Origin of the sequence: Clostridium hydrogeniformans DSM 21757 (assembly GCF_000686705.1) — a bacterium.
GTDB lineage: Bacteria > Bacillota > Clostridia > Clostridiales > Clostridiaceae > Clostridium_Z > Clostridium_Z hydrogeniformans.
This window is the reverse complement of record NZ_JMLJ01000003.1, coordinates 399348-414723: the sequence shown is the minus strand read 5'-3', so window position 1 is coordinate 414723 and position 15376 is coordinate 399348. Positions and strand designations below refer to the sequence as shown.

General features: G+C 29.6%; 11 protein-coding genes and 1 other annotated feature. Of the genes, 8 read left to right on the top strand and 3 right to left on the bottom strand.

The window, feature by feature from the left end; genetic code table 11:
* The first annotated feature begins 1 nt into the window (after position 1).
* Together BR69_RS0101765 and BR69_RS22515 are read left to right on the top strand one after the other, a co-directional pair.
* Positions 2 to 1354 carry a vWA domain-containing protein gene (locus BR69_RS0101765; protein WP_027631638.1) on the top strand — a complete coding sequence of 451 codons (1353 nt, stop codon included), beginning with the start codon at positions 2 to 4 and terminating at the stop codon, positions 1352 to 1354.
* 335 nt (positions 1355 to 1689) lie between these two features.
* Entirely contained in the window at positions 1690 to 1800 is a 111-nt protein-coding gene (locus BR69_RS22515; protein ID WP_479723101.1) for an iron-sulfur cluster assembly accessory protein, read from the top strand.
* A 294-nt stretch (positions 1801 to 2094) separates the two neighbouring features.
* Here BR69_RS22515 and leuS read toward each other — a convergent pair whose 3' ends face one another.
* Positions 2095 to 4554: a leucine--tRNA ligase gene (leuS, locus tag BR69_RS0101750; protein WP_027631637.1), complete on the bottom strand. Its 2460-nt coding sequence runs from the start codon at positions 4552 to 4554 to the stop codon at positions 2095 to 2097.
* 48 nt (positions 4555 to 4602) lie between these two features.
* Positions 4603 to 4815, bottom strand: a binding site (T-box leader).
* A 644-nt stretch (positions 4816 to 5459) separates the two neighbouring features.
* Here leuS and BR69_RS0101745 point away from each other — a divergent pair.
* Positions 5460 to 6755, top strand: coding sequence for an NCS2 family permease (locus BR69_RS0101745; RefSeq protein WP_027631636.1), 1296 nt, complete (start codon positions 5460 to 5462; stop codon positions 6753 to 6755).
* Between the two features lie 116 nt (positions 6756 to 6871).
* Here the strand turns inward: BR69_RS0101745 and BR69_RS0101740 are convergent, their stop codons facing one another.
* Positions 6872 to 7426, bottom strand: coding sequence for a class IV adenylate cyclase (locus BR69_RS0101740; protein WP_027631635.1), 555 nt, complete (start codon positions 7424 to 7426; stop codon positions 6872 to 6874).
* A 461-nt stretch (positions 7427 to 7887) separates the two neighbouring features.
* Between BR69_RS0101740 and BR69_RS0101735 the strand changes: the two genes are divergently transcribed.
* Positions 7888 to 8349, top strand: a complete 462-nt coding sequence (locus tag BR69_RS0101735) for a GNAT family N-acetyltransferase (RefSeq protein ID WP_027631634.1) — start codon at positions 7888 to 7890, stop codon at positions 8347 to 8349.
* 233 nt (positions 8350 to 8582) lie between these two features.
* Here BR69_RS0101735 and cloSI read toward each other — a convergent pair whose 3' ends face one another.
* Positions 8583 to 10136: a clostripain gene (gene cloSI, locus BR69_RS0101730; RefSeq protein WP_027631633.1), complete on the bottom strand. Its 1554-nt coding sequence runs from the start codon at positions 10134 to 10136 to the stop codon at positions 8583 to 8585.
* A 634-nt stretch (positions 10137 to 10770) separates the two neighbouring features.
* Between cloSI and BR69_RS0101725 the strand changes: the two genes are divergently transcribed.
* From BR69_RS0101725 to BR69_RS0101710, 4 genes are all read left to right on the top strand, one after another.
* Positions 10771 to 12447 (top strand): peptide-binding protein, encoded by a 1677-nt coding sequence (locus BR69_RS0101725; RefSeq protein WP_034849065.1) that lies wholly within the window; start codon positions 10771 to 10773, stop codon positions 12445 to 12447.
* Between the two features lie 103 nt (positions 12448 to 12550).
* The gene (locus BR69_RS0101720; RefSeq protein ID WP_034849062.1) at positions 12551 to 13528 is read left to right on the top strand and encodes an ABC transporter permease subunit; all 978 of its coding nucleotides are present in this window, start codon (positions 12551 to 12553) and stop codon (positions 13526 to 13528) included.
* 6 nt (positions 13529 to 13534) lie between these two features.
* Positions 13535 to 14389 carry an oligopeptide ABC transporter permease gene (gene opp4C / locus BR69_RS0101715; RefSeq protein ID WP_034849060.1) on the top strand — a complete coding sequence of 285 codons (855 nt, stop codon included), beginning with the start codon at positions 13535 to 13537 and terminating at the stop codon, positions 14387 to 14389.
* An 11-nt stretch (positions 14390 to 14400) separates the two neighbouring features.
* On the top strand, positions 14401 to 15375 hold the full coding sequence (locus BR69_RS0101710; RefSeq protein WP_027631629.1) for an ABC transporter ATP-binding protein: 975 nt from the start codon (positions 14401 to 14403) through the stop codon (positions 15373 to 15375).
* The last annotated feature ends 1 nt before the right edge of the window (position 15376 follow it).

The following is a 15376-nucleotide window of genomic DNA, read 5'->3' as shown; positions in this document are numbered from 1 at the left end:
TATGGAATATACAGCCTTTGATAATCTAAGAAGGGAGCTTCTTTTAGAAGCTCTTTCTTTTAAAAAAAAGGAAGATATTAATAATGAATTTAAAAGAAAATTTTTATCATTAATAGAAAAGTGTACTCTTTCTTTAATTGAGGGAGAAGATAACTTTTTTGGGCTATTTATGATACAGATAAAAAGAGAGATATCTATTAATTTATCTTGGCCAATAGAAACTAGAGGGAATTTAAATAACTATATAATGACCTTTAGTGTAAAAGAATTTTTAGATTTAACTAAAGGGGAGATGTGTGCTCTTATAAAACATGAAGTTTTTCATATAATGTATGATCATTACTCAAGAATTAATGTTTTAAGAAATGAGTATAGCCCTTTAGTGGTTAATTTAGCTATGGATGTGTCTGTTAATCAATTTATAAAAGGATTACCAGGGTTTTGTCATAGGATAGATAGTATAAATATGAGTATAAATGCAGATTTAAAAGAAGATGAATCATTGGAAACTTATGCCTATAAAATACAAAAGGCTTTAGATGAAATAGAAAAGGATTCTAAATCTCCTCCTTTAAGCGAAGATTTTAATATGGAGAAGGTTCATGATAGTTGGCTTAATAATGACTTTGACTCTAAAGAACTAAGTAAGAAAAATGCTTTAAATGCCTATAAGGGAGATAATGCACCTAAAGGATTAGAGTTACTACTAAAGGCTCTTAGAGAAAGGCCAGAAATAAAATGGAGTAACTATTTAAAAAGAATTATAAGAACAGAAAAAGGTGGATATAAAAAAACTATTACAAGGAAAGACAGAAGACAACCAGAGAGGCTAGATCTTAGAGGGAGTCTTAGAGATCATATAGGAAAGATCCTTATAGCTATTGATATAAGTGGAAGTATAAGTGATGAGGAGATTAAAGAAATATTAAGGGAAGTCTTTGGTATAGTAAAAAATAAGACAGCAGAAATAACTGTAGCCGAAGTAGATGATAAAGTTAGAAGGACATATAAGGTTAAGGGAAAAAAAGATTTAAAACCTAAATTAGATAGAAGGGGTGGAACTGCATTTTCACCATTGTTTAACTATTCTAATAAAAATGGATTTAAGGATCACTTAATAGTTTACTTCACTGATGGAATGGGAGAAGAAGAGTTATCAGTGAAGCCTTTAAATAAAAACATCCTTTGGGTTTTAACAGGAAAAGGAAAAGAACTATCCTTAAAAAAATCCTATGGAAAAGTATTAAAACTTAAAGAAAGTAATGACACTATTTATGAAAATAAAAATGTAACAGGAATAAGAGTGGCAAAAGATATGCTTAAAGATATAAATACTAGAGAGTGGATATGCTAGTGAATTTGAATTTATCTATTAATAAGGGAAACATTATTATAAAATTAAATAGCAATAATTATATTTTATAATAAAACCTGTTGTATTTTATGGTAAATATAAGTAAAATATATGTAGAGTAAATTTTAAAAAACTATACTTCCTTTCTAAAAAGCTGATTTGGGGAAATCAGCTTTTTTTAATTTGACACAGGATAATGATTATTATATAATAAAATAAAGCTATAGGAAAAACCAATAGGTTATATTACAATTATCAGTATATTAAATAATGCTATTGTGATATAATAAGAAATAAATATTTTTATTTAACATTTGAAGAAAAGAGGGATTTTAATGAGTGCTATAAAGATAAGCGATGTAGCTTACAATGAATTCAAAGAAGTGCTAGATCAAAATAATGTTCCTAATTATACAATAAGAGTTAATCTAGCAGGTATGGGCTGAGGCGGCCCAGTATTTAACATTGTTCAGGATGAACAAAAAGAAGATGACGTTGTAGAAAAAGTTAATGATATAACTTTCTTAATAAAGAAGGATTTAGTTGAAGATTTTGAAGGATTTGCAATAACTTGTGAAGCTGAAAATGGAAGAGGATTAATGCTTGATCCAATTAAAAAGGAAGAAAGCGGCGGATGCTCAAGCTGTGGATCAGGTTGTGGATCTAACTAATAAGCACTTAAATTAATTTTATAAAAAAGAGTCATAGATTATTCTATGACTCTTTTATGTTATGATTTATTATTTAACAACTATATTTACAAGTCTGCCTTTTATAACTATAACTTTAACTATAGTTTTACCCTCAGTAGCTCTTTTAACATCTTCATCATTTAAAGAGGCTTCTTTTATTCCATCTTCATTAAGGTCAGAAGGGATATTTATTTTAGCTTTAATTTTACCGTTAACTTGGATTGCTATTTCCACTTCATCCTTTATAAGAGCTTTAGGATCAAATATAGGCCAAGGCTCACTAAATACTGAATAAGAATTATCAGTGACATCTTCATTGTTATTAAATATATTCCATTGTTCTTCACTAAAGTGAGGTGCAAATGGAGCAAGAAGTCTTATATAGTCAAGACAAACTTCTTTTAAGAAAGCTAGATTTTTAACATCTTCATTAATATACTTAGATAAAGCATTTATAAATTCCATCATCCTAGCAATGGAAGTGTTAAACTGAAGAATTTCTGTATCTTGAGTTACATTTTTTATGGCAAAGTGTCTCCAGTAGTTAATTTCTTTTTCAGCCTTATCTATTGAAGTCTTATTATTTTCTCCCTTAGTTATAGCTTCAAATGCTAAAGTGAGAGTTCTCTCTATTCTATCAACAAATCTAGCTACAGACTTTATACCATCATCACTCCAAGCTCCACCTTCTACATAAGCAAAACCAAACATTAAATACATTCTAAATACATCAGACCCATGTTCTAAAATATAATCATTAGGAGATATAGTATTTCCTTTAGATTTACTCATCTTAAGACCATCAGGTCCAAGGATTAATCCTTGGTGAGTTAAGGAGGTAAATGGTTCATCAAAATTTAAGTGTCCCATATCTCTTAATGCTTTAGTTATAAATCTTGCATAAAGAAGATGCATACAAGCATGTTCTGGTCCTCCTACATATTTATCTACAGGTAAAGTTTTATTTATAAGTTCTGTATCAAAAGCATTATCTTTATTTTTAGAATCTACATATCTTAAATAATACCAAGAAGAACATACAAATGTATCTAATGTATCAACCTCTCTCTTTGCAGGTTTTCCACATTTAGGACAAGTAGTGTTTACAAAGTCCTCACATTTAGCAAGAGGAGACTTTCCATCTGGAGTAAATTCTACATCATATGGAAGCTCTACTGGTAAATTACTTTCTGGCACTGGAACTGTACCGCAGCAATCACAATATACAATAGGAATTGGAGCTCCCCAGTACCTTTGTCTTGATACAAGCCAATCACGAAGTCTATAGTTAACCTTAAACTCCCCAACTTTAAGTTCTTCTAATTTCTTTGTAAGAGTAGTCTTAGCCTCTTCTCCAACTAATCCATTAAATTCGGAAGAGTTAATCATAGGACCTAAGTCACAATAAGGTAAAGCCTCTCCACCTTCTATAACCCTTTCTATTGGAAGATTATATTTAGTTGCAAAGGAGAAATCACGTTCATCATGACCGGGAACAGCCATAACTGCACCAGTTCCATAAGTTGCAAGAACATAATCTCCAATCCATATAGGAACTTCACGTCCATTTATAGGATTTATAGCATAAGAGCCAGTAAATACTCCTGTCTTTTCTCTAGTTATAGATTGTCTTTCTATTTCGGATTGTTTTTTAGTTTCTTCCTTATAGTTTTCTACTGCGCTTTTGTATTCTTCAGTAGTTATATCATTTACTAATGGATTTTCAGGGGCAAGAACTACATAGGATACTCCAAATAGTGTATCTACCCTTGTTGTAAATACATTAAAGGATAAATCATTATCTTTAACTTTAAAAGTAACCTCAGTACCAGTGGATTTTCCTATCCAGTGTTTTTGCATAGCCTTAGTTTTTTCAGGCCAATCAAGACCATCTATTTTCTCAAGTAATTCATCTGCATAATCTGTTATTTTAAAGAACCATTGAGTAAGATCTTTTTTAGTAACCTCTGAATTACATCTTTCACATTCACCATCTAAAACTTGCTCATTAGCAAGAACTGTAGCACAGCTAGGGCACCAGTTTACTGGGGCTTTCTTTCTGTAAGCTAATCCTTCTTCATAAAGTTTTAAGAATAACCATTGAGTCCATTTGTAATAATCAGGAGCACAGGTTACAACCTCATGATCCCAGTTAAACATAGCTCCCATAGCTTTAAGCTGGGCTTCCATAGTCTTTATATTTTCCATTGTAGAATCCCATGGGTGTACTCCAGTCTTTATAGCATAGTTTTCAGCAGGAAGACCGAAGGCATCAAAGCCCATTGGTTGGAAAACATTGAATCCTTGCATTCTTTTAAATCTAGCCCAAGAGTCTACTGGACCATAGTTAAACCAGTGACCTGCATGAAGCTGAGCTCCAGAAGGATAAGAGAACATTTCAAGAACATATAACTTCTTATCTAAATTATTTTCATCAAATTTATAAAGGTTTGTTTCTTCCCATTTTTTTTGCCATTTTTCATCTATGGCTGTAGAATATTTTGCCATTGAATAAGCCTCCTTTTGTATATAAAAATAAAAAAACCTTCATCTCTGTTAAGAGACGAAGGTATAATTCCCCGTGGTACCACTCTAATTAGGATATATATTTATATCCTCACTTAAAAATATTAACGAATTTCTCCGTACTTGCATTTCCTCAAGTAAGCTCCTAGGCAAGTTCATAAGGATTCATCACTGTTTCACACCGAAATCAACAGCTCTCTTTAGACTAAAGCACTTATTACTACTCCTAATCATAACTAAAATATTTAATTTTTTTAGAATTTGCTTTATATTATATTACATATATTAAGAGGAGTCAATAACTATATTATTCTTATTTAGTATAAGAATAAATTATATAGCTTTAAAAATTCGTATTGAAGTATCAAATAATTCAGAAAAAAATATAATTTTCAGTTAAGTATAAAAATTTAACATATATATCCTTAGTGAACATGGGGTAATAAATATAAAAATTACATTTAATTAAATATAGGTGAAGATTAAGAGGAGGTTATTAAAAAATATACGTAATATACATAAATTAAATAATTCTATATAAAAAATAGATAATTGAATTTAACAGTAGTGTGATACAATATACATAAATTTAATGGAACATAAGAAAATCAACAATGAAAAGGTTTAATTATATTTCAATAGTTATAAATACTATTTTAATGTATATATATTCATAACTATTAAGGGGAAAATGGTTATTGAATTAGGGGAATAAAGTAATTATAATAGTTAAAAAGCATTAATAATGCTTTTATATAGTGTATTTTAAGTTTTTATTTAAAATATGGGAGGGATGAGGGTGAATATTAGAAGGGAGGATAGAAAAAAATATACTAACTTTATTTTTATTTTAATTTAGTAGTGTTTTGAAGGGGGAAAAATTAAAAATGAAATTGTTTACAAATTTGGAGGCACAAAAAACCAATGTGAGAACGGAGATAATGGCTGGTTTAACTACGTTCTTTGCAATAGCTTATATTATTATAGTTAACTCAGAAACTTTAGCTATAACAGGAATGCCAAGAACAGCTGCTATTTTTGCTATAGTATTTGCTTCAGCAGTTGGTTGTTTTATTATGGCATTCTATGCAGATGCACCGATTATACTAGTTCCAGGTCTTGGAGAATGTGCGCTGTTTGTGTTTACTATTTGTGGTAAGGATGCTATGGGATTAAGTCTTGGTCAAGGCTTAGCAGCAATCTTTATATCAGGTATATTATTTTCACTTATAGCATTTACAAAACTTGCACAAATATTAACAGAGGCAATACCAGAAGATCTTAAAACTATTATTATAGTAGGAATAGGTTTATTTTTAACTTTTGTAGGACTTAAAAATGCTGGTATAGTTGTAGCGAATCCTGCTACTATGGTTGGACTTGGAGATTTTGGTTCAGTTAAAGTTATAGTAACTTTAATAAACCTTGCTATCGCACTTTTCTTATTTTTTAGAAATGTTCCAGGTGGATTTTTAATATCTCTAGCATTAGGTACAGTAGTTGGAATGATATTTGGAATAGTTGATATTTCATCAATATCTTTTGAAATGCCTTCTATATCTGAATATTCAGGTGTATTCTTTAACATGGATTTTAGTGGTTTAACTAATCCGACTTTCTGGGTAGCTGTATTTAGTTTAGTGTTATTAGTAACTTTTGAAAACTTAGGACTTATGTATGGTCAAACTACAAATATGATAGGAGCTCCAGAGAAGTTTAAAAACTCTTTTAGGGGAGGAGCAATATCAGTTATAACTTGTGGTATATTTGGAGCATCTCCAACAATAGATGCTATAGAAACAGGAGCAGGTATAGCAGCTGGTGGTAGAACTGGACTTACAGCTTTAACAACAGGTATATTATTCTTATTGGCATTATTATTTACTCCAATAATAATGATAATACCAAGTGAAGCTATAGCTCCAATACTAATAATTATAGGATTCTTAATGGTATCTAATATATCAAGAGTAGATATTGGAAACTTTGAAATAGGATTCCCTTGCTTCTTAATATTATCTGCAATACCTTTAACATTTAGTATAGTAGATGGAATAGCATTAGGATTTATAGCATATCCATTAGTTATGATATTTAAGGGAAAAGCTAAAGAAGTTAAAGTTCCTATGTATGTAGTATCTTTAATTTTCGTTTTAAGTTTTGTTCTTAAGGTTATAGCATAGTCTTTTGTATCCCACAGGGTTTCAAGTAGGGTTCCGAGGGAAACCTTCTGAATGCAAAAGGTACAAATAGGGGTAAATTAAAAAGGCTACTGATTTTATCAGTAGCCTTTAATGTTTTATAGTCCTTTTAAGTTGCTATTATTATAATCTCCTATAAGTTCATATATAGTTTTTGAGGTGGTATCTTCTAAGGTATAACCTAGAAGTTTTAATACAGAAAGAAGCTCTTCTTCTGAGGGGGACTCAATTTCTATGTAGGGAAAGGAACAAAAGCTTTTATCATTTATATCTATTTCAACCAAGGTGTTTTTATACTTATAGCTCTCTCTATATTTCTTTATAGATTCAACTAGCTCCAGTCCAAGGGATTTAAATATGTTTATTCCTTCATCACCACTAGCTATTAGGGTTTCATTTTCCTCCATGACTTTATACTTTTCTTGACTAATCATTTTTTTTGTAGTCATATAATATCTAGTTTCATTCTTTAAAAGATCCTCAATAACTCGTATTCTAGCATATCCCTTATCCTTAAGAAGTCTTCCATCCTTAAAATCAAAAATATGATTAATTTGATTTTCTTCCTTAACTTTAATTGCCTTTAAAGAAGAAAGCTTATTCCTCATATCTTCTACATTTATATTTATAATTCTAGTTTCTATTTCTTGCATAAAATATTGCCTCCTAATAATATGATTAGAATATCTTTTAGAAAAATATTTAGTTTCTAGGTAATACTATTTTAGTAAACTAACATAGGGTATGTAAAGACCCATTTAAAAGTGAATTTATTTATGGGGTTATAATCTATAAGTAAATTATAGGATGAGTAAAGATGTATTTATAGAAATAGTACAGCTTAGTTTTGAGCGGTTTAGATGAAGTTTTAAAGTATGCTAGATATATTATTGCTTAAGTGTATGTAATTATTTGAAAGTTATAAAAAGTAGTTAGTACATAAAATTCTATGTTTAAAGGTGATGAGACTAGTTATATAAGAGTAACTTTATTTAAAGAAAAAGAGATAAAGTTACGCTAATTATATATATGTTAATATCATAATTAGGTTATGATAAAAGTGTAATAGGATACTTATTTTGATTTTATTGTAAATATAAAAGGAGAATTAATTATGAATGATTTTCAATTCGTAACTGGAGGAATAGAACTACTTGATTTTGTACAACCCTTATGGGAAAGCTTAAACAAGCATCATGAAATTAACTCAAGTTATTTTAAAGAGAACTTTATAAATTTTAAATTCCAGGTTAGAAAAAATAAGTTTCTTAAGAATAGTGACTTGGAAATTAAAGTAGATTTAATTAAAGCTTTGGATAAAGAACTGTATGTTGGCTATTGCATTAGCACAATTAATAAAGAATCAATTGGAGAAATTGACTCTATTTTCGTTGAAAAAGAATATCGTAAATATGGTTTAGGGGACAAATTAATGGTTAGGGCATTAGAATGGCTAAATAGTAATCAAGTGAAAACAAAGATAATAGGAGTAGCAGAGGGAAATGAGGATGTACTAGAATTTTATAAAAAGTATGGCTTTTATAAAAGAAGAGTAGTTTTGGAGGAGATAAAGTAATATAGTTTAATCTGTAATGTATCAAAAATATAGATAAATCACCTGGAAAATTACTTGTTTAATGCATATTAAATAATGTGTAGCTAGTTATTTAGTTTCAATTATCATATGGGTATATCTATAGAAATTAAGGGAAGTCAAATGGGAAGTGACTTCCCTTAAAATTAATATATCTTCAGAGTTATTTTAAAATACAGACTTATATAAAATAAACATTATATAAGTATAAAAACTTACCATTGATAATTATTGAATCCACCTGAAACATTATTATTTTCATCAAACCAGGAATCAAGAAGCTCAAACCAGTTGCCAACTTTATTAATTTCAGGGTCTTGTCCATCTCTGCACCAACTAAGGTTACCATAAGGGATGCCAAGGCTTCTCTCTAAGGTATTTAATGGATGGTACCATCTTTGATATTTAAAGTGAGGAGTAGAGTTTCCGGTATTTGCATTATTATATACTTTGTTTCCATCTGGGAGAAAAATACTCATTCCGTTTTTACCTTCTTCAAAGGAGGATTTTCCATTAAACTTGCTTTGACCAAAGGAGTATAAGATTGTATTATCTATATTTGTCATAAGATCTTTAGCCAAGGTTTTGCTTTCCTCACTAAAATTTTTGTCAAGACTTATTTGTTTTGCTAAATCATATATATCGAAGTATGGATATGATATCCATTCAAGTTCATCGGACTCTTTAAAATAGTGAATTAGAGAAGTGTTGCTACCTCTTCCTCTTAGAGCTTCAACTTGATCCTTCTCATTATTTGTACTTAAGCTTTCACATAAGGAGTCTAAAGAATTTTTCATAGATTGAACCTTAGAAAGGTCATAGAGGCTAAGCTGTTGATTATTTACCCTTGTAGTGGAATCCCTTTGCTCTTCAACCATTATAGCTCCAAGTTCTTCAGGAGTGATAGTTGCAGGGTCATAATACTTTTCTTTGCCTCCAAGGGTTAAGTCGGTTTCTCCGTTACTTCCACCACCTGATTTTATCCTTGAAAAGATGTTGTCGTATTTAAATCCATATCCCCAAACGTTTGGACTTGAAGCAACCATATATTTAGCTTCAAAACCTCCATTTCCAGGTCTATATTGATATGCTACCTCGGAGGTTCCCATAAGACAAGCATCAAAGGCAAGAAGATCTACAGATTCTTTATTAGTTAATACATCTGAAATTTCTCCCATATATAGACAGTCATCATTATTACTTTCATCCCAACAGATAGCTTTATTTACCTCATTAAGTTTGTTCTTTTCCCTAGAACCACCACCATGATTTGACATTAGAAGAGTATATTTATCAGCAGGGTAATTAGCTTTACCAAATTGTATAAATTTCTTTAAGGTTTCTGGATCCCCCATATTACCTTCATAATTACTTTTTGTAGTTATCTCAGGAAATTCTTGTCCACCATCAATTCTAATAGTTTTATTAGATTCAATTTTATATAGTCTAGTATCAGAGAAGTTTTGACCGAAGGTTGATGAGTCTGAAGAATAAGTTCCGTTTCTATCTACTAGAACTAACAGATTTAAATTAGGATTATTTACATAGCCCTTTTTCATTTCCTTTATATCATTTAATAAATAAGGCTCTAAGTCATTATCAGCATCGCAATATATCATTACTGTAAGCTTGCCAGAATCTTTTTGAGCTTTTATTTCCTTTTGATCCTTTTGAGAGATAGGGAATGCTTTTGCTTGAATATAATTAAATAATGTTGAAGATATTAGGGTAGCACTTATAAGTAAGGAAATCTTTTTTTTGTTTAACATACTATTAACTCCTTTAAATATAATTTTGGTAAATAGCTAGATTAAATCAAATATATCATGTATTTGATTTTTATCTTATGAGTATTAATAGGTATTTACCTTAGAGTACTTTAAGGATATAGTAAATTTTTTATAGGATTGTAATGAATATATTTATTAAGCATTCACGTGAATTTGATAATATTTTATCACTTAAAAATAAAAAATAAAAGGTCTATTATTATAAGAGATGTTCATCTAAATAAATTATGAATAAGCATTGTATACAAAAAGCCAAAAAAATAAATATTAATATGAAAAAAGTTTTATAGTTCATAAAAAATATTCAAAGAAAAGCCTTTCATATTTTAAAGAAATTATAAAAAATGTCGGTAAAAAGTTATTAAAAAATAAAATTTTAATAAATAGATAAATTAAATTTAAAAATATAATATATATATATTGTAGAAAAAAATTATTACATCTATTAATGTATAAATAACTATTATATATTGAAAAAATAAATAGTTGGTATTCTAACTATAGAAAACTACGATAGGCTTTGAAGTAATTCTTGCAGATATGTATAATTAAATGGGCAAAATAATTATTATATAGATATTAAACATAAGAACTTAGAAAGGGGACTTTACATATGAAAGCGAAGAAGGTTATTACAATTCTTGCTTCATCACTACTTATAGCATCATTAGTTTTAACTGGATGTGGTGGCAAGGACAATAAAAGTGCAGAAAACAAAGGGAAAGTAAAAGAAAAAATAGTATATGCTCTTCCAACAGCACCAACAGGAATATTTAATCCACTTATATCTAATACAACCTATGATGGAGCAGTGAATAGTTTAGTATATTCAGGACTATTATCCTATGACAAGGAGTATAAATTTAAAAATGAACTTGCAGAGGAATATAAGGTATCTGATGATGAACTTACATATACATTTAAGTTGAAGAAGGATTTAAAATGGCAAGATGGAAAACCATTAACTACTAAAGATGTGGAATATACATTTAAAACTTTAGCAGATAAAAAATATGATGGTCCAAATAAAAATATTGTAGAAGGTATAAAAGGTGTAAAGGAATACACAGAAGGGAAAGCAGATAAAATCGAAGGAATAAAAGTTATAGATGATAGAACAATAGAATTTAGCTTTAATGAAGTTTATTCTGTTGCATTAGGCAATATAGGAACCTTAGGAATTATACCAGAACATGTATGGGGTAGTGTAAGCCCAGAAAAATGGAAGGAAAGTAGTGACTTATTAACAAAGCCTGTGGGTTCAGGTCCTTATAAATTAGTAAAGTTTGAAAATGGTCAAAGTGTTGAGTTTGAAAAAAATAATGACTTCTATGGAGATAAGGCCAAAACTAATAAGTTTATATTTAAAGTTACAAATCCAGATACAGTGCAAGGAGAGATTGCTAATGGTACTATAGATGTAGCGGATGTATCTGACTTAAAAGCTAAAGATAGAGATGGATTAAAGAATCAAGGGTTTAATTTAGTTTCATATCCTAAAAATAGTATACTTTACATGGGAATGAATTTAAGAGAAGATAAATTTAAAGATGTTAAAGTTAGACAGGCAATAATGTATGGTATTAATAGACAGGAGGCCTTAGATAAACTTGCAGAAGGAAATGGAACCATAGTAAATGTTCCAATGCTACCATCTAGCTGGGCTTACCCTAAAAATGCTAATCTAGAAGAATACAAATACAATGTAGAAAAGTCTAAAGAATTATTAAAGGAAGCAGGTTGGGAAGATAGGGACAATGATGGAATAGTTGAAAATAATAAAAATGAAAAGTTTGAAGTTAAGCTTCATACTCCATCAAATCAAAAACCTCAAGAGCAAAGAGCTCTATTAATACAATCTAACCTAAAAGAAATAGGAATAAAAGTGGATATTTTAACTATGGAATTTACAGCCTTAATGGATGAAGTAGTTGGAAATCATAAATTTGATATGTATATGATGAATAATATGCTACCAATAGAACCAGATCCAAAACCTTATTGGCATTCAACAGCAGCTTCAGATAAGCCAAAAACTTTTGCTTGGAATATTTCTAGCTACAAAAATCCAGAAGCAGATAAACTTATGGATGAAGCTTTAAAAGTAGTAGACATGGAAAAGAGAAAAGAAATATATAAAGGTTATGGAGAGATAATGAATAGAGATGTACCTTGGGTATATTTATTCTCCCCAAATATAGTTAAAGCTACAAATTCTAAACTTAAAAACTTTACTCCAAATACTAATTTAGATTTCTTAAATGTTGAAAATTGGTATATAGAAGAGTAGATATTGATTTAATTATGATCACATAGATGCAGAGGGGTGAGAAAGATTTTTTCTTTTTACACCCCTCTTTTAAAATCTTTAAGTAACAATTATTTAAAAGTAGGTGAGAATTTTGCAAAGACGTATAATTAAAAGATTTATAATTTCTCTTATAGTACTCTTTGGGATATCTATAATAGTTTTTATTTTTGTACATAGTCAACCAGGAAACCCCTATATTAATATGATAAATCCTAATGTGGCTCCAGAACAAACTGAAGCTATGCTTAAGGATCTTGGCTATTATGATCCTATGCCAGTGAAATATATAAAGTGGGTTTCAAGAGCTATTAAAGGTGATTTTGGATATTCAATACAATATAAAGAATCAGTGATATCAGTGATAAATAAAAGAATAGGAAATACCCTTATTCTTTCTATTGTTGCTACGTTTATAAGTATACTTATAGCTATACCTTTAGGGGTTTTATCTGCTATAAAAAGGAATTCAGTTTATGACTATATAATAACAATTTTATCATTTATAGGCATATCTATACCTTCATTTTTCTTTGGTATGCTTCTTATAAAGTGGCTAGCTTTCGATCTTAGAATACTTCCTATATCAGGTATGAAAACCCCAGGAGAAAATTATGAGGGAGTACAGGCTTTTTTAGATACCATGAAGCATATGATAATGCCAACTATAGTCTTAGCGTTAATGAATACTGCATCATTAATGAGATATACAAGATCGTCTATGATAGATAACATAAGCAAGGATTTTATACAAACTGCTAGGGCAAAAGGTCTTGTTGAGAGAAAAGCTATGATAAAACATGGTTTTAAAAATTCCTTAATACCAATAATTACAATCCTTTGTATGCAGATACCTACTATATTTTCAGGGGCTCTTATAACTGAGACTATATTTGTATGGCCAGGAATAGGAAGATTAAATTATGAAGCAGTTTTAAATAGAGATTATCCTCTTATAATGGGGATACTTATGATAATGGCAGTTATTATATTATTATCTAATATATTAGCTGATATATTATATTCTTTGGTAGATCCAAGGGTAAGATACGGAAAGGAATAGTTAATAATGGATATTAAAATAAAAAGTAACATTGCATTTAAGAAGTTTAAAAATAATAAGCTTGCATCTATTGGAGTAATAATATTAGTTACATTACTTTTTCTATCTATTTTAGCTCCTTTAATAACTAGCATAGATATGAATAAAGTGGATTTATCAAATATTTCATCAAGTCCTTCTAAGGAACATATACTTGGCACCGATGAAATGGGAAGAGATATATTTTCAAGGCTTATATATGGAGGAAGAGTATCTCTTTTAGTTGGAGTAGTAGGAACTATTATGCAAATGCTTATAGGTGTAACTTTAGGAGCCTTAGCTGGATATTTTGGTGGAGCTATTGATTTTATAATAATGAGAATAGTTGATATTTTCATGTGTTTCCCATTCTTTGTAATAGCTATAACCATGGCAGCAATTTTAGGACCTAGTGTTTTAAATGTAATTATAATAATAGGAGTTCTTTCATGGACATCCATAGCTAGAATAGTAAGGGCAGAAGTTTTAACTCTTAAGAATATGGAGTATATAGAAGCATCTAAAGCTATGGGTTTAAATTCTATAGAAATAATATTAAGCCACATACTTCCTAATATTTTACCGTCAATATTAGTTGCAGCTACCCTTTCTATAGCTAATGGAATATTAACAGAGGCAGCCTTAAGCTTCTTAGGTATGGGAGTAAAATTACCACAGCCAAGCTGGGGAAATATGTTAGCTGCTGCTCAAAATATGTCCATCCTTCAAAATGAATGGTGGCAATGGCTACCACCAGGATTATGTGTTCTTTTAACAGTTTTATCAATAAACTTTTTAGGCGATGGATTAAGGGATGCACTAGATCCTAAAACAAAGAATTAGGAGAGCAGATTATGGAGAATTATATATTAGAGGTTAATAATTTAAATGTTAAAGCAAATACATTAAATGGAATAGTTGAGATTTTGGATAATGTAAGTTTTAAAGTAGAAAAATCTAAGATATTTGGAATAGTAGGAGAATCAGGAAGTGGAAAAAGTATAACAGCTTTATCCATAATGAATTTATTAAATAAAGATACATTTAATATAAGTGGAGATATTATTTTTAACAATAATAATATCTTAAGCTTTAATGATAAGGAAATGAGCCATATAAGAGGAAAGGATATTGCTATTATCTTTCAAGAACCAATGACAGCCTTAAATCCTATAATGACAGTTAGGGAGCAAATAGAAGAAATTTTAATTATACATAATAGCTGCAAAAGAGATGAGCTTAAAAATAGGGTAGAAGAAGTCTTAAAAAAGGTTAGAGTACCTAATCCTAAGGAGATTATGGAGAGATATCCATTTCAATTAAGTGGGGGGCTTAGACAAAGAGTGATGATAGCTATGGCTATAGTTTTAAAACCAAAGCTTATAATAGCAGATGAGCCTACTACAGCTCTAGATGTTACAATACAAATGGAGATACTTAATCTTTTAAAGGATCTAAGCAATGAACTTCAGTGTACAGTTATTATAATAACCCATGATCTTTCGGTGGTGGCAGAAATTTGTGATGAAGTTATGGTTATGTATTTAGGAAGGGTATTAGAACAATGTAGTGTAATAGAGTTTTTTGATAATAAACTTCATCCTTATTCCATAGGTCTTATAGATTCAACTCCAGATAATATGAAGGACAATAGATTTTTTAATATAGAGGGATATATACCTAAAGTCTATGAAAAACCAATAGGGTGTAAGTTTAATACAAGGTGTAATAAAGTAATGGAAAGATGTATAAAGCTAGAGCCAGAACTTATAACCTTAAAAGAAAATCATAGGGTAAGATGTTTTCTATACTCTAAAGAGGAGGCGTAGA

What these genes read in the sequence shown, in the direction of transcription:
- cloSI (WP_027631633.1), bottom strand. Translation starts at nt 10,136, where the DNA reads ATGTTAAACAAAAAAAAGATTTCCTTACTTATAAGTGCTACCCTAATA.
- opp4C (WP_034849060.1), top strand. Translation starts at nt 13,535, where the DNA reads ATGGATATTAAAATAAAAAGTAACATTGCATTTAAGAAGTTTAAAAAT.
- BR69_RS0101765 (WP_027631638.1), top strand. Translation starts at nt 2, where the DNA reads ATGGAATATACAGCCTTTGATAATCTAAGAAGGGAGCTTCTTTTAGAA.
- BR69_RS0101710 (WP_027631629.1), top strand. Translation starts at nt 14,401, where the DNA reads ATGGAGAATTATATATTAGAGGTTAATAATTTAAATGTTAAAGCAAAT.
- BR69_RS0101725 (WP_034849065.1), top strand. Translation starts at nt 10,771, where the DNA reads ATGAAAGCGAAGAAGGTTATTACAATTCTTGCTTCATCACTACTTATA.
- leuS (WP_027631637.1), bottom strand. Translation starts at nt 4,554, where the DNA reads ATGGCAAAATATTCTACAGCCATAGATGAAAAATGGCAAAAAAAATGG.
- BR69_RS0101740 (WP_027631635.1), bottom strand. Translation starts at nt 7,426, where the DNA reads ATGCAAGAAATAGAAACTAGAATTATAAATATAAATGTAGAAGATATG.
- BR69_RS0101745 (WP_027631636.1), top strand. Translation starts at nt 5,460, where the DNA reads ATGAAATTGTTTACAAATTTGGAGGCACAAAAAACCAATGTGAGAACG.
- BR69_RS0101735 (WP_027631634.1), top strand. Translation starts at nt 7,888, where the DNA reads ATGAATGATTTTCAATTCGTAACTGGAGGAATAGAACTACTTGATTTT.
- BR69_RS22515 (WP_479723101.1), top strand. Translation starts at nt 1,690, where the DNA reads ATGAGTGCTATAAAGATAAGCGATGTAGCTTACAATGAATTCAAAGAA.